The sequence below is a fragment of the Sorangium sp. So ce128 genome (genome assembly GCF_051525245.1).
Lineage (GTDB): Bacteria > Myxococcota_A > Polyangia > Polyangiales > Polyangiaceae > Sorangium > Sorangium cellulosum_B.
The window spans coordinates 1,780,869-1,800,510 of the sequence record NZ_CP150313.1; the positions used below are offsets into that span (position 1 = coordinate 1,780,869).

Annotated in this window: 15 protein-coding genes; 9 read left to right on the forward strand and 6 right to left on the reverse strand. The window is 68.8% G+C overall.

What is annotated here, in order from left to right; translation table 11 throughout:
• The first annotated feature begins 933 nt into the window (after nt 1–933).
• From WME82_RS06915 to WME82_RS06930, 4 genes are read left to right on the forward strand one after another with little or no spacing between them, the layout of a single operon-like run.
• Complete coding sequence (locus WME82_RS06915) at nt 934–2,622, forward strand: chemotaxis protein CheA (RefSeq protein WP_438042167.1); 1,689 nt, start codon at nt 934–936, stop codon at nt 2,620–2,622.
• A gap of 55 nt (nt 2,623–2,677) precedes the next feature.
• Nucleotides 2,678–3,232 (forward strand): chemotaxis protein CheW, encoded by a 555-nt coding sequence (locus tag WME82_RS06920; protein WP_438042168.1) that lies wholly within the window; start codon nt 2,678–2,680, stop codon nt 3,230–3,232.
• Entirely contained in the window at nt 3,229–4,224 is a 996-nt protein-coding gene (locus tag WME82_RS06925; RefSeq protein WP_438042169.1) for a CheR family methyltransferase, read from the forward strand. Before WME82_RS06920 ends, WME82_RS06925 begins: the two co-directional genes overlap by 4 nt.
• Nucleotides 4,203–5,882 carry a methyl-accepting chemotaxis protein gene (locus WME82_RS06930; RefSeq protein ID WP_438042170.1) on the forward strand — a complete coding sequence of 560 codons (1,680 nt, stop codon included), beginning with the start codon at nt 4,203–4,205 and terminating at the stop codon, nt 5,880–5,882. The genes WME82_RS06925 and WME82_RS06930 overlap by 22 nt, the downstream gene beginning before the upstream one ends.
• A gap of 245 nt (nt 5,883–6,127) precedes the next feature.
• Here WME82_RS06930 and WME82_RS06935 read toward each other — a convergent pair whose 3' ends face one another.
• Together WME82_RS06935 and WME82_RS06940 are read right to left on the reverse strand one after the other, a co-directional pair.
• Nucleotides 6,128–7,189, reverse strand: a complete 1,062-nt coding sequence (locus WME82_RS06935) for an endonuclease/exonuclease/phosphatase family protein (protein WP_438042171.1) — start codon at nt 7,187–7,189, stop codon at nt 6,128–6,130.
• A 406-nt stretch (nt 7,190–7,595) separates the two neighbouring features.
• A complete protein-coding gene (locus tag WME82_RS06940) occupies nt 7,596–8,291 on the reverse strand; it encodes a TetR/AcrR family transcriptional regulator (protein WP_438042172.1) in 696 nt (231 codons plus the stop codon).
• Nucleotides 8,292–8,374: 83 nt separating this feature from the next.
• Between WME82_RS06940 and WME82_RS06945 the strand changes: the two genes are divergently transcribed.
• Entirely contained in the window at nt 8,375–9,538 is a 1,164-nt protein-coding gene (locus tag WME82_RS06945; RefSeq protein ID WP_438042173.1) for an FAD-dependent oxidoreductase, read from the forward strand.
• Here WME82_RS06945 and WME82_RS06950 read toward each other — a convergent pair.
• Entirely contained in the window at nt 9,496–11,277 is a 1,782-nt protein-coding gene (locus WME82_RS06950; protein ID WP_438042174.1) for a hypothetical protein, read from the reverse strand. The two genes, WME82_RS06945 and WME82_RS06950, sit on opposite strands and share 43 nt — an antisense overlap.
• A gap of 353 nt (nt 11,278–11,630) precedes the next feature.
• Nucleotides 11,631–12,299: a TetR/AcrR family transcriptional regulator gene (locus tag WME82_RS06955; protein WP_438042175.1), complete on the reverse strand. Its 669-nt coding sequence runs from the start codon at nt 12,297–12,299 to the stop codon at nt 11,631–11,633.
• Nucleotides 12,300–12,325: 26 nt separating this feature from the next.
• On the opposite strand from WME82_RS06955, the gene WME82_RS06960 reads away from it, so the two are divergent.
• The 3 genes from WME82_RS06960 (at nt 12,326) to WME82_RS06970 (ending at nt 15,921) form a co-directional block, all read left to right on the forward strand.
• The gene (locus tag WME82_RS06960; protein WP_438042176.1) at nt 12,326–13,762 is read left to right on the forward strand and encodes an FAD-dependent monooxygenase; all 1,437 of its coding nucleotides are present in this window, start codon (nt 12,326–12,328) and stop codon (nt 13,760–13,762) included.
• A 187-nt stretch (nt 13,763–13,949) separates the two neighbouring features.
• Complete coding sequence (locus WME82_RS06965; protein WP_438042177.1) at nt 13,950–15,605, forward strand: bifunctional metallophosphatase/5'-nucleotidase; 1,656 nt, start codon at nt 13,950–13,952, stop codon at nt 15,603–15,605.
• Between the two features lie 22 nt (nt 15,606–15,627).
• Nucleotides 15,628–15,921, forward strand: a complete 294-nt coding sequence (locus tag WME82_RS06970; protein ID WP_438042178.1) for a hypothetical protein — start codon at nt 15,628–15,630, stop codon at nt 15,919–15,921.
• A gap of 80 nt (nt 15,922–16,001) precedes the next feature.
• Here WME82_RS06970 and WME82_RS06975 read toward each other — a convergent pair whose 3' ends face one another.
• The gene (locus WME82_RS06975; protein ID WP_438042179.1) at nt 16,002–16,835 is read right to left on the reverse strand and encodes a DUF3455 domain-containing protein; all 834 of its coding nucleotides are present in this window, start codon (nt 16,833–16,835) and stop codon (nt 16,002–16,004) included.
• A gap of 17 nt (nt 16,836–16,852) precedes the next feature.
• On the opposite strand from WME82_RS06975, the gene WME82_RS06980 reads away from it, so the two are divergent.
• Nucleotides 16,853–19,270, forward strand: coding sequence for an FG-GAP repeat domain-containing protein (locus WME82_RS06980; RefSeq protein ID WP_438042180.1), 2,418 nt, complete (start codon nt 16,853–16,855; stop codon nt 19,268–19,270).
• A 7-nt stretch (nt 19,271–19,277) separates the two neighbouring features.
• Here the strand turns inward: WME82_RS06980 and WME82_RS06985 are convergent, their stop codons facing one another.
• Nucleotides 19,278–19,508 carry a hypothetical protein gene (locus WME82_RS06985; protein ID WP_438042181.1) on the reverse strand — a complete coding sequence of 77 codons (231 nt, stop codon included), beginning with the start codon at nt 19,506–19,508 and terminating at the stop codon, nt 19,278–19,280.
• Nucleotides 19,509–19,642 lie beyond the last annotated feature (134 nt).

The following is a 19,642-nucleotide window of genomic DNA, read 5'->3' on the forward strand; positions in this document are numbered from 1 at the left end:
TTCAGCAGCAACGGCATCGTGACCCGCGAGCGAGCGCCAGCGTTGATGCCGTCCACGCGCAATCGATGATCGGCTGCTCTGGCAGCTGTGCCAGTCGAGCTACCACGCTCCCGCGGTCGAGCTCGGCCTGTTCTGCCTTCTCGAGGGCGCCGCCCTCGACCCTCAGGAACCCTCGTGGAGCGCCGAGTGATGGATTCGAGGGTGCGGTCCGACAACGGATCTCGCCGGACCGCACCGTCCCTGGGTCGCGGGCGGCGCTCACGCCTTCCAGGCGTCCTTGTGGCTCGATATCCGAACGCACCCGCGCGTCGCTCCTTCAGGCTCGCTGTGCGTTGTTGCGGCGCACATCCTTTGCTTCCCTGCTACCTGTCTCCCTACCGCCTCCCTTCCAGCTGCCTTCGACCTCCATGAGCTCCCGGTCGCGGAGCTCGCGCGCCTGGTCCGCGCGCGATCGCTGTCGCTGCGGGGATGGCGCCTCCACTCGAGGCCGCGCGCTCCGGCTCCAGGCCCACCAGCGCCTGCCCGCCCGCATGCCACCAGCGCCGTGGCCGCGAACCTCATGGAGAGGATCCGGGCGAGCCGGTAAATCATCGCGACCGACAGGGACCAGATGCGTGCCTGTTGCAAATTTCTATTGGAGGTTCCGCCTGCTCTCGTGGTAGGGTGATCCTGCTCGGGGGAGACGCCCTGCTGGCAGGTGGCTGGCAGGTGGCTGGCAGGTGGAAGAGGGGGAGTCGTGCTCATGCGCGAGGGCACAGCCGCGCCATGTCCGCTGAATCGGATCGAGGGGGGCAACGATGCCGCGGAAGAAAATCCTGCTGGTCGACGATTCTCAGACCCTCCTGCGTATCGAGCAGATGGCGCTGAGCAAGCACTAGAGATCGTCTTCCGGACGAGCGACGGCGCCATCTCGATCCAGCCTCTGTGAGCCGCATGGACAGCGATCGCGACGAGCTGCTCCAGACGTTCACGCCAGAGGCGCACGAGCTCCTCGACGAGATCGAGCGCGCGCTGCTGCAACTCGAGACCGGCCGCGACGCTCACGAGGTCCTCCAGCGCGTCTTCCGCGCCACCCATACGCTCAAGGGGAGCGCCGGCTCGGTAGGCCTCGGCGGCTTGAGCGATCTCGGGCACGCCGCCGAGGACATCATCGAGGCGCTCTGCCGCGGCGAGCTCCCGCTCTCGACGCCCGTGGTCTCGCTGCTGCTCGAGATGGTGGACGCAGCCCGCCGGCTCGTTGCCGAGGTCGAGCGGGGGCAGGCCGAGCGCAGCACCTCGTACAGAGGGGTCGTCGCGCGCCTGGAGGAAGCGCGGCGCGGAGGGCTGAAGGCGGAGGAGGACGCGGGGGCGACGAGCGCGCGCCGCGCGACCGAGGACGACGCGGAGGGAGCGACCGGCATCAAGAGCATCCGTGTCGCCGTCGAGAAGCTGGATTGCATGGCGGATCTCATCGGAGAGCTCACCCTCGGCCGGAACAGGATCGCCCGGACGCTCCGCGCGGTGCGCGGCGACGCCGGCGCTGCGCTGCGCGACGAGATGGAGGAGCAAGATCGGCTCTGCAAGGAGCTGGAGGAGGCGGTGCGCGCCGCGCGCATGGTGCCGGTCGGCCCCTGGTTCCGGCATTACGAGCGCACGGTGCGCGATCTCGCCCACGCGCACGGCAGGCAGGCGCGCCTTCTCGTCGTGCACGGCGACGTCGAGGTGGACACGGCCGTGGTCGAGCGGTTCCGGGACGCCCTGACGCACATCCTGCGCAACGCGATCTGTCACGGCATCGAGCCGCCCGAGGCGCGGCGCGCCGCGGGCAAGGACCCCTGCGGCACGATCACCCTTCACGCCGCGCACGAGCGGGGCGGCATCGCGCTCCGGATCTCCGACGACGGCGCCGGGATGAGCCGCGAGCGCATCGCCGCCCGCGTCTGCGCGCTGGGGAGGCACCCGGAGCCCGAGGCGCTCCCCGATCATGAGCTCTTCAGCCTCGTGTTCGAGCCCGGGTTCTCCACGGCGGCGGAGTCGTCCCACCTGGCGGGGCGCGGCATGGGCATGGATGTCGTGCGGCGCAGCGTGGAGTCGATCCAGGGCACGATCCGGATCGAGAGCCGCGAAGGGCACGGCACGTCGCTGTCGATCCAGCTCCCGCTCACCCTGGCCACCATCGAGGGGCTCTCCGTCGGGATCGGCGGCGAGCGGTACGTGATCCCGCTCCGCGCGGTGCTCGCCTGCTGCGATCTGCCCCGCGGCGCGCTCGCGCACGGCGGCGCCCAGGGGCTCATGATCCGGCGCGGACGCGCGCTGCCGTGCGTCCGCCTCCGGGCGCTCTTCGGGCTCGGCGGATCTCCCCCGCCGGATGAGCGCGTCGTCATCGTCGCGCACGACGGCTCCGAGGCCGGCCTCGTGGTCGACCTCCTCGACGGCGAGGGGCGCACGGTGGTCAAGCCGCTCGGCCAGCTGTTTCGCCGCGTCCGGGGCATCTCCGGCTCGACCATCCTCGGCGACGGCAGCGTGGCGATGATCCTCGACGTCGACGCGCTGCTCGGCGGCGTCCTCGGGGACCTCGGCCCGGTCGAGGCCCCCGACGAGCGCAGGGCAGCGCCAGCGGCCGCCGGAGGCAGCCCAGGATGAGCCGGCGCCCCGGCGCGCAGGGCGCCCGTTTGCCATCTCTCTCCATGGAGGCGTCATGATCTCCGACGCGTCGAGCCCCGTGTCGCAATATATCTCCTTCATCATCGCGGGGGACGAGTACGCGGTGAACATCCTCCGGGCGCGGGAGATCGTCGAGCACAGCGTCACATCGCGGGTCCCGATGATGCCAGCGTGCATCGTCGGCGCCATGAACCTTCGGGGCCGCGTCGTGCCGGTCATCGATCTCGCGGTCAAGCTCGGGCTGCCGCCGACGAGGGTGAGCCGGTGGACGTGCGTCCTCATCGTCGAGACCGAGCTCGACGGCGAGAACACCCGCCTCGGCCTGCTCATCGACGGTGTGGGCGATGTGCTCACGCTCTCCGAGGACGAGATCGAGCACGCGCCGGCCTTTGGCGCGCAGGTGCGCGTGGATCAGCTGCTCGGGATGGCGAAGGTGGGCCAGAAGCTCGTGCTGCTGCTCAACATCGACCGCATCCTCTCGCCGGCGGAGCTCTTGGCCTCGACGACGCCCGGCCCCTCGGCCCCCGGGGCCCCGCCGGCGCTCCCAGGCGGCCACGGTGCGCCGGCCGGCGAAGGGGACAGGCCATGATCCCGCTCGCCGAGCTGGGTCCGCGCGCCCTCAGCGACGAGGAGTTCGCGCTGTTCCAGAGGCTCGTCAAGCACGCCTCGGGCATCGCGCTCGGCCCGCAGAAGAAGCCGCTCCTGCTCTGCCGCCTCGGGCCCCGGCTCCGCGCGCTCGGGCTCCGCAGCTTCGGCGAGTATTACCGCCGCGTGACCGCGCCGGGCGGCGAGGACGAGCTCGTGCACATGCTCGACTGCATCTGCACGAACGAGACCCATTTCTTCCGGGAGCGCGATCAGTTCGATCTCCTCGAGCGCGAGATCCTCCCGGCGTGGCACGAGAGCGCGGGCCACGGAGCGTCCTTCGCGCGCGGCCGCCGCCCGCTGCGCGCCTGGAGCGCGGCCTGCTCGACAGGGGAAGAGCCCTGCTCGATAGCGATGTCGTTGCTCGACAGCCTGCCCTCCCGGGATCGCAGCGACGCGGCGAGACAGGCGCCGCCACGGGCCGCGGCCGCGTCGACCGCCGCTCCGGGGATCTGCATCCTCGCGACGGACCTGTCCGTCCGCGCGCTCGACCAGGCGCAACGCGCGGTGTGGCCGATCGAGCGGGCCTCGGAGATCCCGGAGGAGCGCCTGCGCACCTACATGCTCCGCGGGACGGGCGCGAGCGCGGGCCTCATGAAGGCCCGGCCGGAGCTGCGCAGGCTCATCACCTTCCGGCGCTTCAACCTGCTCGACGCGGCACCCAAGCGATTCGGCCTGTTCGATCTGATCTTCTGCCGGAACGTCCTCATCTACTTCGACGCCGCGACGAAGGCGTCGATCGTGGCGAGGCTCATCGCCAGCCTCGCGCCTTCAGGGTACCTGTTCCTCGGACACGCCGAGGGCCTCCACGGGACGGACCACCGCGTGCGGTGCGTCGCGCCCTCCGTGTATCGGCTCCCGCCCCCGGCGGGGCTCGAAGGAAGCCGCACCACATCTAGCCCGGAGCATGCATCATGCTTGCGCATATCGGAGTAGGCCGGAAGCTCTACCTCGGCTTCGCCGCCATGGTCGTCATCGTCCTCGGACTGGCGGGCACGGCCTACCAGAGGTTCGCGGAGCTCGACGAGGCCCGCTCGTGGGACCAGCACACGTACGAGGTGATGCTCACGACGAGAGAGATCATGGCGTCGCTGCTCGACACCGAGACAGGAGAGCGCGGCTTCGTCATCACCGGGGCGGAAGCGTTCCTGGAGCCGTACCGCAGCGGGCGCGACCGGTTCGAGCAAAGCCTGAGCCGTGCCCGGGAGCTCACCAGGGACAACCCGCGCCAGCAGACGCGCCTCGAGAAGATCGACAAGCTCCACGACGAGTGGATCTCCTCCGTGCTGGCGCCGATCATCCAGTACCGCCGCAGCGCGGACGAGGCGAGGGCGCCGGCGGATCGCGCCGTCGAGGAGGTCAGGCAGGGGCGCGGGAAGAGCCTCATGGACCAGATGCGCGCGGCGCTCAAGGAGATCGACGACGAGGAGGTCGCCCTCCTCGGCCAGCGGCAGGCGGCGACGAACGCGCTCGTCAAGACGATGTACGTGACGCTGCAGATAGGAGGTCTGCTCGCGATCGTCGTCGCCGCCGTGCTCGCCCTCGTCTTCAGCAGGATGATCCTCTTGCCGCTCACCCAGGCGGTGTCGATCCACCAGCGCATCGCCGGGGGCGACTTCACGGGCCACGTCGCGGTGAAGAGCTCCGACGAGTTCGGCCAGATGCTCGGCGCCGTGAAGGCCATGTCGGAGCGCCTGGCGGGCCTCATCGGCGAGGTCCGGAGCGGCGCGGTCTCGGTCTCCTCGGTCTCGGTGCAGCTCTCGGCGACGGCGCAGAGCCTGTCGCAGGGCACCAGCGAGCAGGCGGCGTCCGTGGAAGAGACGATGACCAGCCTGCAGCAGCTGAGCGGCACGATCGCGAAGAACGCCGCCAACTGCAAGCAGGTCGAGGAGACGGCGCACCGGAGGACGAGGGACGCGGAGCAGAGCGGTCAGGCGGTCCGGGAGACGGTCGAGGCGATGAAGGCGATCACCCAGCGGATCGTGATCATCGAGGAGATCGCGTACCAGACGAACCTGCTCGCCTTGAACGCCGCGATCGAGGCGGCTCGCGCGGGCGAGCACGGCAAGGGCTTCGCCGTGGTCGCCACGGAGGTGCGGCGGCTGGCCGAGCGAAGCCGGGATTCGGCGAAGGAGATCGGCTCGTTCGCCGCGTCGAGCATCGTCGTCGCGGAGCGCTCGGGACAGCTCATCGCGGAGCTCGTCCCGTCGATCCGGGAGACCGCGGAGCTGGTGCAGGGCGTCGCCGTGGCATCCAAGGAGCAGTCGAACGGCGTGGCCCAGATCAGCGGGGCGGTGGAGCTGATAGAGCAGTCCACGCAGCGCAACGCGGCGATCTCCGAGGAGCTCGCCAGCACGGCGGCCGAGCTCTCGGCGCAGGCAGAGCAGCTCCAGAACGTGATGGCGTCGTTCCGCCTCGCGCAGGAGAGCGACGGCGACCCGGGCCAGAGGCCAGCGGCGCCGGGGCGTTTACCGGACCGCCGCGGCGGCAAGGCGCTGTGGAGGCCGCCGCAGAAGGGCCCCCCGAGCGGCGGCGCATCGAGCAACGGGCGCGCGTCGCGCGCCGCAGGCGATCAGGACTTCGTCCCGTTCTAGAGCGGCGGTCGCCCGCTTCGGATACGGGCCCACCTCGGTGTTTTCGGTGCTCTGCGCGCCTTCGTACGCTTGCGCGCCGAAAACACCGATCTGGGCCCGTCTCCTGCGCGGGAGACCGCCGCTCTGCTCTGCTCCTCGAAAAAGTGACGCTGTATCAGTAACTCATCGATGCATCGAGGAGGCCGCGTTCACTCCGCAGCCTGCGGGCGTTACAGCGCGCAAAGCCGCAGAACCCGCGAGCGGGCTCACGTCTCCTCTTCGATCACGTCCTGCGCTTCCTTCTTCATCGGCTTGTACTTGAAGATCGCGCGAATGATGCCGTGATCGTTGGTGCCGTCGGCCTTGTGATCCTCGAAGTTCAAATGATCATTGTTCACCGTCATGCCGTCGAACATCCATAAGCGTTTGCGGCTGTTGTCGTAAAACTCCTGGCTCACCAGGATGTGATCGAGCGATTCGCGTATGTCCTGATGGACATGCGTGTAGTAGACGTCCCTTGTGTCGCGATACTCCTGCAAGGTCTGCGCGGTATAGAGTGCGGTGTCCCCACCTCCAGCCGAATCGCCTACCAGGTACCTCGGTTGGCCTGTCAATACATTGGCAGTGTTGCTCTGCTGCCCATCGTTGATATCGCCGATCACGATGACGGGTGTATTGTTGCCCTTCATCTGTTCTGTCAAAAGGAAGCGAAGCGCTGCCGCCTCCGCCGTTCGACGGATCGTCGAAAGCGCCGACCCGAGCCCGGTCGAGTGCTTTGAATATGCAGTCCTGTCTGCCTTGAACCAGGCTTCGTTGAATACTTTCGTCGGCGCCTTGGATTTGAAGTGGCATACGTAGACATGAATCGCAGGGTCGTTTTCGCGCGGTTTTATCGTGAAGTGGAGGACCGGTCTGGAGAAGCCGCTGATGCCCACGTTGATGTCCGGCGTTTGCGGATCGTCGCCGCTGGATTGCAGAACGAATTTTCTGGGGAAACGCTCTGTCCAGCTCGGCTGGCCTTCCAGGAGTCCCTTGCGTACGATGGCGGCACAGACGATCTTCGTTCCCGTAGCCTCTGCCGGCGTCAGCACATCGTAATTTTCCGTCATGCCCGCGGTCTGCAAGCATTTGTTCAAGGAATCTCGGTGCCATAATTCCTGGAACCCGCAAACGTCGGGTTTCAGTATTTTTAGCTGCCGGGCGACCCATTTGAGCTTGAGATTGTATTGATCCTGGGTCCAGCCCTCCGGGTCCGAGTACATCGGTAATCCGGGTTCGTTGAGGTTGAAGAGGTTGAAGGTTGCAATGCTCAGCTCTCTCGAATTCATGGTCGTTTTATTTCCTCCAGGGGTTGCCGCTCAAGTATGAGCGACGAGTCCGACGAATCGTGGATTCGCCGTCCTGCGACGCTTCCTCCGCGTCGCTGCTCCAATGCGCGATGCGCCGCAGGTGCAGCGTCGGTCGGTTTACCATTGAGCGCCACAGGAGCCAGGAAATCCAAACGCGATCCGAATGTCAATCTCCTCGTCGTGGCCATCCCACCATACAGCCACGCTGTACGCGCTGGTTGACGTAGAGAACCGCATCCCTCCTGAAAGCGAGCTCGATGACGCGGAGCGGGCGGAGTAAGCGCTCCAGGTAGCCGCGCATGTCCGCATCGTCGTCGGCGACGATGCGCGTCCTCGCGCCCTCGGAGGTTTCACCGACCGGCGCTTGCATCGCGACGTCCGCGGCTCACTTCGAGGCCGCGACTCCGGCGAGGATCAGGTCGATCCCGGCGAGGAACTCTTTGCGGTCGTCGTGGCCGGCGAGGTGGGCGGCGACGTTTCGGGTGAACGGGTACTCACGGGCGTCGAGCTCGCGCCAGCGCGCCGCCGCCGCCTCGAGGAAGTCGACGCGGTTCGTCGACGGCGCGAGCTCGCGGCGCGCGAACTGGCTCGCCGTGGCGTTCTGGACGCTCACCCCGATGACGTAGCTGAGCAGCGTCGACGCCGCGGTGAACTGGGCGCTCCCGCGGACGCCCAGCGCCTCGACCTGGCGGCCGAGGCGCTCGTAGATCCGCAGCATCGCCGTCTCCCACGGAGCGCGTGAGAGCTGCGCACCCACCCACGGGTGCGCCTCGATCGCGTCGAACACGCCGAGCGCGACGCGATGGATCGCCTCGTGCGGCCGGGTCGAGCCGCGCACTTCGCCCATCGAGCGCGCGACCACGGCGTCGGTCGCGGCGGCGAGGAGCTCGCTCCTGTTCGTGACGTGCCAGTAGATTGCGCCCGGGCCCGTCGAGAGGCTCGTCGCGAGCGCGCGGAACGTCAGCCCATCCTCACCGTCCGCGTCCAGCAGCGCGATCGCCGCTTCGACGATCCGCTCGCGCGAGAGCGCATCCTCGCGGCGTTTCTCGCGCTCCGGCCCTCGCGCCGCCTTCTTCGCCACGGCTCCATCTTGACAGTTCTGGAGCGGCGTTCCAGGTAAATTAGTGGAACGATGTTCCAGGCTGAAGACCGAGAGGAATCAAGATGACTTCCATCACCATCATCGGCGCCGGACCGGGCGGGCTCACCCTCGCGCGCGTCCTCCACGTCCACGGGATCCGGGCGACCGTGTACGAGGCGGACGCCTCCGCCGAGGCGCGCACCCAGGGCGGGATGCTCGACATCCACGACTACAACGGCCAGCTGGCGCTCGAGGCCGCCGGCCTCTTCGACGAGTTCCGCGGCATCGTCCACGAAGGCGGTGAGGCGATGCGCCTGGTCGATCCGCGGGGCACGGTCCTCCTCGACCAGCCGGACGACGGCTCCGGCGTTCGCCCCGAGGTGCTCCGCGGCGACCTCCGGCGCATCCTCCTCGACTCACTCCCGCCTGACACCGTGCGATGGGGCCGCAAGCTCACGGGCGCGCGCGCGCTCGGCGACGGAAAGCACGAGCTCACCTTCGCGGACGGGTCGACCGTGACCACCGGCCTCGTCGTCGGCGCCGACGGCGCGTGGTCGAGGATCCGGCCGCTCCTCTCCGACGCGAAGCCCGAATACGTCGGCACCACCTACATCGAGACGTACCTGCTCGACGCCGACGCGCGGCATTACGCCAGCGCCAAGCTCGTCGGCGGGGGCGCGTTCTACGCGCTCACGCCCGGCAAAGGCATCATCACGCACCGCGAAACGAACGGCGTCCTCCACACCTACGTCGCGCTCACGAGGCCAAAGGCGTGGATCGAGGACATCGACTTCACCGACCCGGAGACGGCGCGGGCGCGCGTCGCCGCGGAGTTCGACGGCTGGGCCCCGGCCCTGACCGCGCTCATCACCGACGGCGAGACCGATCCGGTCCCGCGCATGATCCACAAGCTCCCCGCCGGGCATTGCTGGGATCGCGTGCCCGGCGTGACGCTCCTCGGCGACGCCGCGCACCTGAGCCCGCCCGACGGGGAAGGCGCAAACCTCGCGATGGTCGACGGCGCGGAGCTCGGCAAGGCCATCGCCGCGCACCCGAATGACCTCGAAGCCGCGCTCGCCGAATACGAAGAAGCGATGTTCGTCCGTGGAGCGAAGGCCGCCCCCGAAGCCGCGGCGACCTTCGAGCTTTGCTTCGGCGAAACCGCCCCGCACGGCCTCATCGCGTTGCTGTCGGGCGTCCACCCTCACCGGGGCGCGTCGCGCTTCCTGAACCACTTGGAGAGGTAGCGCTCTTCGAGGTCGATGAAGGCTTCGCGCATCATGGCCTCGTAGACGATGGCCTCGAGGACCCCAGGGCGCGGGGCGGGGGTCTGCTTTTGAATGAGCCCGGCCGGGACCTTCCGCGAGATCTTGTAGCTCGTGAGCAGCGGCTCCGCGTCTCCGGGCAAGATGAACTCCGTCTTGAAGAAGAACTTGAGCCCCATGATGATGAGCTGCGGCTTCTTGCTGGCGTGGGCGATCCCGGACGACTCGACGCGATAGCTCACCACGAGGGAGGGGGAGGTCACGGTGAGCTGCTCCTCGGCGGCGCCCTCGAGGGGCGGGCCCGGCTCGAAGGTGACGAACTCCGGCTCGAACCCCCGCGCGAGCCCCTCCACCAGGGCCGACGCGGTCCGCTTCTCCTGGGGATCGAGGCGGGTCGCATCCACGTAGCGGCTCGGCAGGGACGCGGCGCCGCTGAACATCGGGATCTTCCTGACGATCTCGTCGGCGCGCTCCAGGTCCTGCGACGGAAGCCGCCGGAAGCGGACCTGGACGGCCGGGCCGCGGAGGCCCTGCGGCGTGCTCCTGGGCCCCACGCGCTCCGCGTAGGCGAGGAGCCGCTGCACGAAGCCCGCGTTCTGCTCGCTCCCTTCGGGCATCTCGCTCTTGTACCGGTCGAGCGCGCGCGCATAGAGCGCGTGCCTGGCGTCGTTGAACGCCTTGTCCAGGCCGTGCTTCGGGTAGCGCTCCGCGAACGCCAGCAGCGCCGCGAGCGTACCCACCTCCCGCGCCCGCTCGAGCTCCGCGGCGAGCGCGGCGCGGCGGGCCGCGGCGACCTCGGCCTGGATGCCCGTCCTGGGGTAGGCGCGGAGGAAGTCGTCGATGGCCTCGACCGAGCCTTTCGCCACCGCGAGGCGCAGCTCGGCCCGCGGCAGAAGCACCTGCGAGACGACCTCCGCGTGGCCGCGGCCGCGCGCGACGTAGCTCTGGTACGCGGCCACGTCGTCGCGCTCCCGCGCCGCGGCGTACATCCGAGCGTCGCTCATCCGGTTGCGGAGGAAGAAGAGCCCCAGGCCGAGGGCCACGCCGACCGCGGCCGCGAGGAGCCATGCATAGCTCTGCCACCCCGGGACCTCGCGCGAGAGCGGGATCGGCGACGCGAACGGGCTCTCGATGGCAGGCGGCTCGAAGGGATCGAGCCGGCGCAGCTCCGCGGCGTCGGGCTTCGCCTTCATGCGGCTGCACGCCGCTTCGACCTCCCGGATCACGTCGTCCGAGCGCGACGGGTCCTCGAGGGGAAAGGCGTGCTGCGTGCCGCCGAACGTGAGGACCACGGCGCCCCGAGGGCCCGCCGAGACGCGCGAGAGCTCCGCGAGCGAGAAGACCCGGAGCCTGTGGTCGCGCGCGTCGACCAGGTTCGCGGGGAAGACGAACAGGCCGGGCGCGAACGGCAGCGTGATGAGGTCGGCGTTGTAGGCGAGCGCCCGGAGCACGCCGATGACGGTGATCGCGGCGAGCAGCACGTACGCGGCGGCCGCCGACGTCGGGTGGAGCGCGAGAACGCTGTTGACGTCGCCCAGGCCGGCCGCACAGAGCGCCGCCAGCAGGAGGCCCGAGGCGGCGCTGACCGTGAGCCAAGCCACGATGGTGCGCCGAGTCCCGAACCGGCTGACGATCGGCGCAGGCGCGAACCGCCCGCGGAACGCCTCGATCACGCCGTCCTGGATGGTACGCGGAAGCTTGTAGAAATTGATCTCGTTCATCGCGCTGCTCCCACTCGGCGCCGGAGCGCGGCGCCCTTCCACGCCTCGACCTGAATTCGACTCTAATGCATTTCGCCCCGGGCTCCGAGACCGGAGATGGCAACTCCTTGCAGCTGGAGCGTGCGGCGATGCGTCGACTTCTGCTCCTCTGGCACTTATGCAGCCTCGTCGGCGCCGGCGCTGCGGTGGGCTGCGGCGACGACGAGCCCCGGAGGGATCGAGCGCCCAGCGCCAAGGGCATGTCGCTGATGCTCGGCGGAAGATTTACAGGATCTCGAGCTCGCCGAAGCGGGGGAGGCGAGCGCCGCGAGGACCGGAGTGGTGGGGCAGCGCGCTCCCTGGGTGGGGATGGGTCATCCGTCCGTCTGCCAGCTCGAGCCCGCCGCCATTCCGTGGAGGGCCGCAAAGCCGCGATCGATCAGCGCGATGAACGCAGCGTTCGCCTTCTTCGCAGAGCCTCCGCGCTCGAACACGCGGATCGCTTCGGCGTACGCCGTGCGCCACGTCAGCACGACCATGCCGGCGACGAGCCGCGCGAGGCCATCGGGCTTTGGACCACCGAGCTCGACCGCGAGCCCCTCGACCACCTCGTCCCCGATCTCGCGGAGTCGCGCCTTGAGCGACGGGCTCGCCGCAACGACGCGCCACCAGCCGACCGTCTGGCCGTCGATGCGAGCGAACGGATGCTTCTGCTCGCACAGCCTGTCGACGAGGCGGCGGAGCGCGTCGATCGGCGGCTGCCCTTGCGGCCTCCCGCGGATTGCCTCGCGCAGGAGCAGCTTCACCTCGTCCTCGCGATCCAAGAAGAGGTCCTCCTTGCGCGCGAAGTAGTTGAACACCGTCATCTTGGAGACATTCGCGGCGGCGGCGATCTCTTCGACGGTCACCGCGTCGAAGCCGCGCGCGAAGAACATCGCCGTCGCGACGTCGGAGATCCGCTGCCTGGTCTCGCGCTTCTTGCTTTCGCGGAGCTCGCCCATGGACCAGATAATAGACCAAGATAAAAATTTTGTCTTGCACAAAGTTTTACCTGGTCTAATTTTACGTCATGATTCACAACGTGGTCATCGTGGGCGCTGGCCCGGTCGGGCTCTTCCTCTCGATCGAGCTCGCGACCGCGGGCGTGGCGCCGCTCGTGCTGGAGCGGCTCGCGGAGCCCGACCGCACGATCAAGGCGGCCGGGGTCGGCGCGGTGGCAGCCGAGGCGCTGGAGCGACGCGGGCTCGCGCGTGCGCTCGACGACGAGCGCCGCGCCACCATGGCGCTGATGATGCCGGCGCTGAAGGCCCGCTTCGGACCTGGACCGATGAAGAGGCCGGGAGGCCACTTTTCTGGACTGTTCTTGATCGACCCGAGCCTCCAGCGCGACCCGGAGCGCCACATGCGTCTCGTGCCGCAAGAGGCGCTCGAGAGGATCCTGATCGCGCGCGCGACGGAGCTCGGGATCGAGATCCGCCGCGGCGTCACGGTGGAAGGTTTCGAGCGGGACAACGACGGCGTGACCGTGCAGACGGGCGCGGGCCCGCTGAGCGCGAAGTACCTCGTCGGCTGCGACGGCGGCCGGAGCCGCGTCCGCAAGCTCGCCGGCTTCGAGTTCCCCGGCACCGATCCGACCATCACCGGCTATCAAGCCGTCGTCGAGCTCGATGCGCCCGAGAAGCTCGCGACGGGCTGGCACCGAACGCCGCGCGGCCTCGTCGCGTCAGGACCGATGCCGGGGCGCGTCTTCACGGCGGAGTTCAACGGGCCGCCACCCCATCGGGATGCGCCGATCACGAAAGCCGAGGTCGAAGCGGCGATCCAGCGCGTGAGCGGCACCGACGTCAAGATCGTGTCGATGACGATGGCGACGCGCTGGACCGACAACGCGCGGCAAGCAACGACCTACCGGATGGGTCGCGTCCTTCTCGCCGGTGACGCCGCGCACGTCCACTCGCCCTTCGGCGGCCAGGGCTTGAACCTCGGCCTCGTCGACGCCGCGAACCTTGGCTTCAAGCTCGCCGCGGCGGTGAAGGGGCGCGAGCATCTCCTCGACTCGTACACCGCCGAGCGCCATCCCGTCGCTGCGCGCGTCCTCGAGAACACCCGCGCGCAAGTCGCGCTCATGCGACCTGACCCGCTCACGAGCGCGCTCCGCGCCATCGTGAGCGACCTGATGCAGCTGCCCGAAGGCAATCGCTACTTCGGCGAGATGCTCACGGGCGTCGGCGTTCGTTACGACCTCGGTGACGACGACCCGCTCGTCGGCACCCTCGCGAAGGACGAGCTCCTCACGCTCGAAGGCGGCAGCGAAGAGCGGCTCTATGTGCTGATGGAGAAGGGCGGCGGCCTCTTCATCTCGCCTTCGGAACGGTCACTCCCGCAAGACGTGCACCATGCACGCACCAAAGACGGCCCGTCGGTGCTCGTCCGACCCGACGGCTGCGTCGCATGGACAGACGCGTCGTCGACGTCGCTCGACGACGTGCTCGCGCGCTGGTTCTGAATCAGCGCGACGCGCGCGTCGCCACGCCGCCGCGCCGCCGCCACCATGGTTCGGCGGATCGAGCTCGGGCAGGCGGCTCCATGACCCTGCGACGTGGCAGAGTCCGAGCCCGCCTCCAGGGCTACACGCATCGCCTTCCTCTTGTTTTCGTACCGACGACATCCGGCCTGGACTATCGTGCTCGACCATGCGCCCGCTGGCCCTGCTCTTCGGCTCGTGCACCGTCCTGTTTCCTCTCGCTTGCGGCCCTGCCCAGCCTCAGGGGGGCCCGGGAGCACCGCTGAAACCCCCGGGCGCCTCGGCGGAGGCGGGCGCAGCGGACCCCGCGAGCGAGGCGCCTCCGCTCGCCGTGAAGCCGCGAGGCGACGTCACCGTCACGCTGCTCTACACGACGGACGAACACGGCTGGCTCGAGAGTTTGTCCGAGGGCGGCGTGAGCCGCGGAGGCGCGGCCGAGCTGCTCGGGAGGCTCGTGAAGTACGAAGGGCACTGCCCAGGGCCTGTTCCCGCGGGCATCGAGGCGGCAGGGGCGCTCACGCCCGCCGCGCCCGAGGATTGCACCTCGCCGCGCACGCTCCTCCTCTCGGGCGGCGACAATTTCACCGGCCCCGCCATCTCGACGTATTTCAACGGCGTGTCCATGGCGAGCGCGATGGGTCGCATGGGTTATGCCGCATCGGCGTTCGGCAATCACGAGTTCGATTTCGGCGTGCCTCAATTTTCGAAGCTCCGTGACCTCGCGCGATTGCATTACCTCGCGGCGAACGTGAAGATCGACGACGCGAAGCTCGCGGGCGAGCTCGCCATCCGGCGTTACGAGGTCTTCGAGCGCAAGGGCGTGAAGATCGGCGTCGTGGGGCTCGCCGCAGCAGAGACGCTGAAGGCCGCGATGGCCGAGCGCTTTCGAGGGATCACGTTCGAGCCCACCGAGGCCTCGCTCGACAGAGCGATCCATGAAGCGCGGGAGACGGGAGCCGCCGACGTCGTCGTCGTGACCGCGCACGAATGCCCTGACGATCTCGTGCCCATCGTGACGAGACACCCGGAGTGGCAGCTCGCGTTCGTCGGAGGGGGCCATTGCCACAGGAAGATCGACGCGCGCGCGGGCGATACGCCCGTCATCACCCCCGGCTGGCGCCTGCACCAGTACGCCCGCGTCGCCATCACCATCAACCCGAACAATCCCCCGCGGGCTCGCGTCGTCACCATCAGCCATTCCATCGTCGACGTGGCCGCCGATCCGCAAGCCCCAGCGGATCCTCCGCTCGCGCGGCTCGTCACGGCGTGGAGAACGAAGGTCGACAGCGCGCTCGGGAAGGTGATCGGCTATTCGGAGGGAGGGATCGGCCCGGAGGAGGCCGTCGGCAAGATCGTGAGCGACGCCTGGCTCCACGAGCTCGGCGGCGACGTGGCGATCATGAACCGAGGCGGCGTGCGACAAACCATTCCGCGGGGGCCGATCTCGCACGCGACCATCTGGAGCGTGCTCCCGTTCGACAACCGCCTGGTGAAGGTGTCTATCGACGGCGCGTCGCTCGCGCAGGACCTCGAGGCGAAGTCGTTCATCATCTCCGGCGCGAAGAGAGCGCCAAACGGAAACTGGTCGGTGGGCGGCAAGCCGATGGATCCGAAGAAGCGCTACACGGTCATCATCACCGACTTCATGTACGGGGGCGGAGACGGCGCCGTCTTCGCGGCGCGAGATCCGAAGCCCGTGGGGACGGGGGTGTCGTGGCGAGATCCGGTGATCGCGTGGATCGAAAAGAAGAAGAGCGCGGAAGCGGGGCCGCTCGAGAGGAAGCTCCACGAGAGGCCGGCGCCAGCGGGCAAGCAGAGTCCGTGATGTGCCGAGCGATGGAGGCTGTGTGCAGACCGTGCCGACGTGCGCGCCCGTGGCGTCGCGCGGCTCGTCGGCAACGGTCGACACCACGTTCGAGGTGTCGCTGAGCTACCCGGCCGAGGACATCGCGTGGTTCGAGCTCGGCTACGACAACACCGCGCCCGGCCTGGGGGAGGACGGACAGCACCGTTCCCTGTTCCACAGCCCTGGTGCGCAGCTGTACCTCTCGATGACCCTGCTCCTCGATAGCCTCTATGCGAGGGCGACAACCCCGCCTGCCAAGCGGCTGACCGCTGCGCGCTGGGTCGGTGGATCCTAGGCGAGAGCGCCACGCTCGGCGCGCAGGGCGGCGGCCAGGGCCAACGCGGCTGTCCGAGCGGGCTCAGAGAGCGAGCTAGCTCACGGGTTCGCGTAGAAGTAGTAGGTCGCGCTGTAGTCGATGCGCGCCTCGGCGCCATCGTGCGCCTTGTCGCAGCCGTCCGCCGGAGCTTTGCCGCCCACGGTCTGAACGCGCTGAATCCACGCGACGTGGCTGAGCACGCCTTGCCCCTCGGCCGACTTGATCTCCAGGAGCAGCCAGGGGATCGCGGCGGTGTCGGGAGCATCGACCTTGGCCTTCATCGCACCAACGATCTTGCTGCCGTCTGCCGCTTCCCACGTCGGGCCGCCGTAATGCTTGCCCAGCGTCTTTCCTGCCTCGTCCGAGAGCGTCGCGTCCGGGGCTTTGAGCGTCCATTCGAATTTCGCCTTGGGCTCCTTCTTCTTGCCGCACACGTAGATCTGCGCGCCCTTGGCGTTCGCCTTCAATACGAGATTGGCCGTGCTCGGCGCCTTGATGGCATCGGGTGTTTCGGGGGGCGCTAGCTTGGGGACGCTCGCAGTCGCCGCGGGCTCGGCCGCGGGCGTCGTCTGCAAAGGTGGCGACGGCGCGGGCGCGACGGGCGCGGGCGCTTCGGCGCTCGCAAGCGGTTCGCTCGGCGGCGGGCTCGAGGCGCTCGGCGTCGATCCCGCGCAACCACAACCAACGACGATGAGTCCAATCGCATAACGCGCATTCATGATGAAGTCCTCTCTGATCGCGGCGGCACAGGGGCCAGGAAATCCAAACGCGATCCCAAAGTCAATCTCGTCGTGGCGGCCGTCCCACCGTACAGCCACGCTGCACGCGCTGGCGCAAATTTCTTGACAAAAAGAAATGGATTTGCGCGGACTATCTTCCCAATCGCGGCTCATTGCAAGGTGATGTCCAAATGCGCACACATGGCGGAGTTCTGGCATCGGCGTTCGTCATCTTCTGCAGCTATGCGTGCGGGGACGTTCCGTCCGATCAGCCCGTCGGTCAGGGCGGCGCCGGGGGGCTCGGCGGTCAAGGCGGCGTGGGCGGCGTTGGCGGCACAGGCGGCGTCGGCAGCACGGGCGGGAGCGGCGGCACAGGCGGCACGGGCGGGAGCGGCACAGGCGGCGTCGGCAGCACGGGCGGGAGCGGCGGCGCCGGCAGCACGGGCGGGAGCGGCGGCACAGGCGGCACGGGCGGGAGCGGCGGCCAAGATGGCGCAGACGGAGCAGGTGGGGGGGCGCCTCAGGCCGCGGAGACGATCGATTTTGATGTCGTCAGGTTCTATGCGACCGGATCGAGCTATGGCGGCACCCCATTCGCGCTCACGGACCTCAATGGCGATGGACTGGCCGACGGCGCGATGGCGCTACGCAGCGCGAATAGGGTCTCGGTGCTCCTCGCCGATGGCAAGGGTGGGTTTCTTCCTCGGACAGAGCACGTCGTGAATGGCGCGCACGACGTCGCCGTGGGCGACGTGAACGGCGACAGGAACCAGGATCTGGTCGTCACGCTCCTGAGCGCCGACGCTGGCGTCCGCGTCCTGCTCGGCAACGGCGACGGCACGTTCCAGGCCCCGATCTCGAGCCCGGGAGCGGACTACGTCTCGCCCGTCCTCGCCGACGTGAACGGAGATGCGAAGCTCGACATCGTGGCGAGCCGCAATGGCAATAGCATCACGATCCTGGCGGGGGATGGCGCGGGCGCGTTCACGACGTCGAGCACGCTCACCGGGACCACGAACTGTCGCTTCATCACGCTGGCCGACCTCGATAGCGACGGCGTGCGCGACATCGTCGGCTATGACACGGAGATCTCCGCGCCGGTCGTCAGCGTGCGCTTCGGTCAGGCCGGCGGCGCGTTCGGCCCCGTGACAAGGACCACGATCTCCGCGCAAGATGGCGTGCCGGTCGGCAGCGCGGCTGATCTGGCGGTCGGTGACCTCGACGCCGACGGCAACCCCGATATCGCTGCCGTGGATACGAAGGGAATGACCCTCTTGATGGGTAGCCCGTCGGGCGCGCTCTCGGCGACCAAGCGCGTCCCGGCCGGCCTCGCGCCGAGCGGCGTCGTCATCGGCGACTGGGACAGCGACGGAAGACAAGACATCGCGGTGGAGAGCATGGACGACTCGATCCTCAGCGTTTTTCGGGGTGACGGGCTCGGAGGGCTCGAGTCGCGGGTGACGTATTTCACTGGACACCGTGGCTCGCGCGTCCGGTCGGGAGATCTCGACGGGGACGGCAAAGCGGATCTCGTCATGTCGATGAGCGGCCTCGTGGTCGCGCGAGGTCGCGGAGATGGGACGTTCCACGCAGCTCCGGCGCTCCTCGGGGGCAAGGGCGCGAGAGGCGCGGCGCTCGGCGATTGGAATGAAGACGGCGAGGCCGACGTGGTCGTTGCGTATGCCGATGGCCAGTCGCTCTCGCTCTTTGTCGGAAAAGGGAGCGGCGCGTTCGATATGCCCGTGACCATGCCTGCCGGCGGTGTGGATCCGGAGCAGGTCGTCGCGTGGGACGTGAACGGCGACGGGCATCTCGATGTCGTGTTCGGCACCATCGCGGCGGGAAAGGTCGGTGTGCTCCTCGGTGACGGCGCAGGCTCGTTCGGCCCCGTGACGCTCCACGAGGGCGGGAGGAGGATCGCGCTCGCCGACATGAACGGAGACGGCGCCGCCGATATCGCCGCGATCACCTTCGAGGACGTGCGAGTGCTCCTCAATGACAAGGCTGGCGGATTCCTGCCGCCGATCGCGTATCCCGCGGGGATGAACATCCTGGATGTGACGGCGCGCGATTTCAATGGCGATGGGAAGGCGGATCTGGCGACGGCGAGCTACGACAGCGATGATATCCGGCTCCTCATCGGCGACGGAGACGGCACGTTCGAGGCGGCCACGAGCCTCCCGGTCGGCAGCTCCGCGTGGACCGTCGCGCCCGCCGATTTCACGGGCGACGGCGTGCTCGACATGGCTTTCGCGACGGTGGGCAGCGCGAGCGTCGTCGGCGTGCTCCCCGGCCAGCCACGGGGGATGTTCGGCGCGCCCATCACCATGCCGGTCTCCTTCCCCATCAAGGCAGCGCTCAGCACGGCGGATTTCGACTCCGATACGCGGCCCGATATCTTCCTTGCGCTCGGCGGCGGTGGGACTGTGGGTGTGTTTCGCGGCAAGGGCGACGGCACGTTCGACGCAGCGCTCCTGTATCAAAGCGTCTTCACCAGGGCGCTCGCGATCGGAGACGTGAACGCCGACCAGAGGCCGGACGTGCTCGTCGTCTCCGCCCCGGTCCAGCAGGACGGGAGCGTGAACGTCTTCATCAATATCTCTCATTAGGGCCATCTCAGGGCAGCGTGTCGTCGTCGTCGCCGCGCACCTCGGAAGACGCACACGCGACGAGCTGCTCGAACACCGATGCGTAGCCGTCGTCGGCGAGCGCGAACATCGCGGCCTTGGGGAACGGCCGGACCGCCTCGCGCACCCGCGCCAGCACCTGGTCGATGTCGAAGGGCCGCTTCCCGGGAGCGTCCAGGTCGGCGGTGGCCGCCTGGGAGGGGGCTCGCCTGCTGCTCACCTCGCTTTCTCCGCGTTGCCTTGCATCTCGCTCCCTCAGAGAAGCCATCTTCGAGCAGCGGTACCTCGATGACCAGCCCCCACGAGGCGGCGGGCGAAGGCGACGGGGACACTGCTGATGGCGCGAAGGGGCTC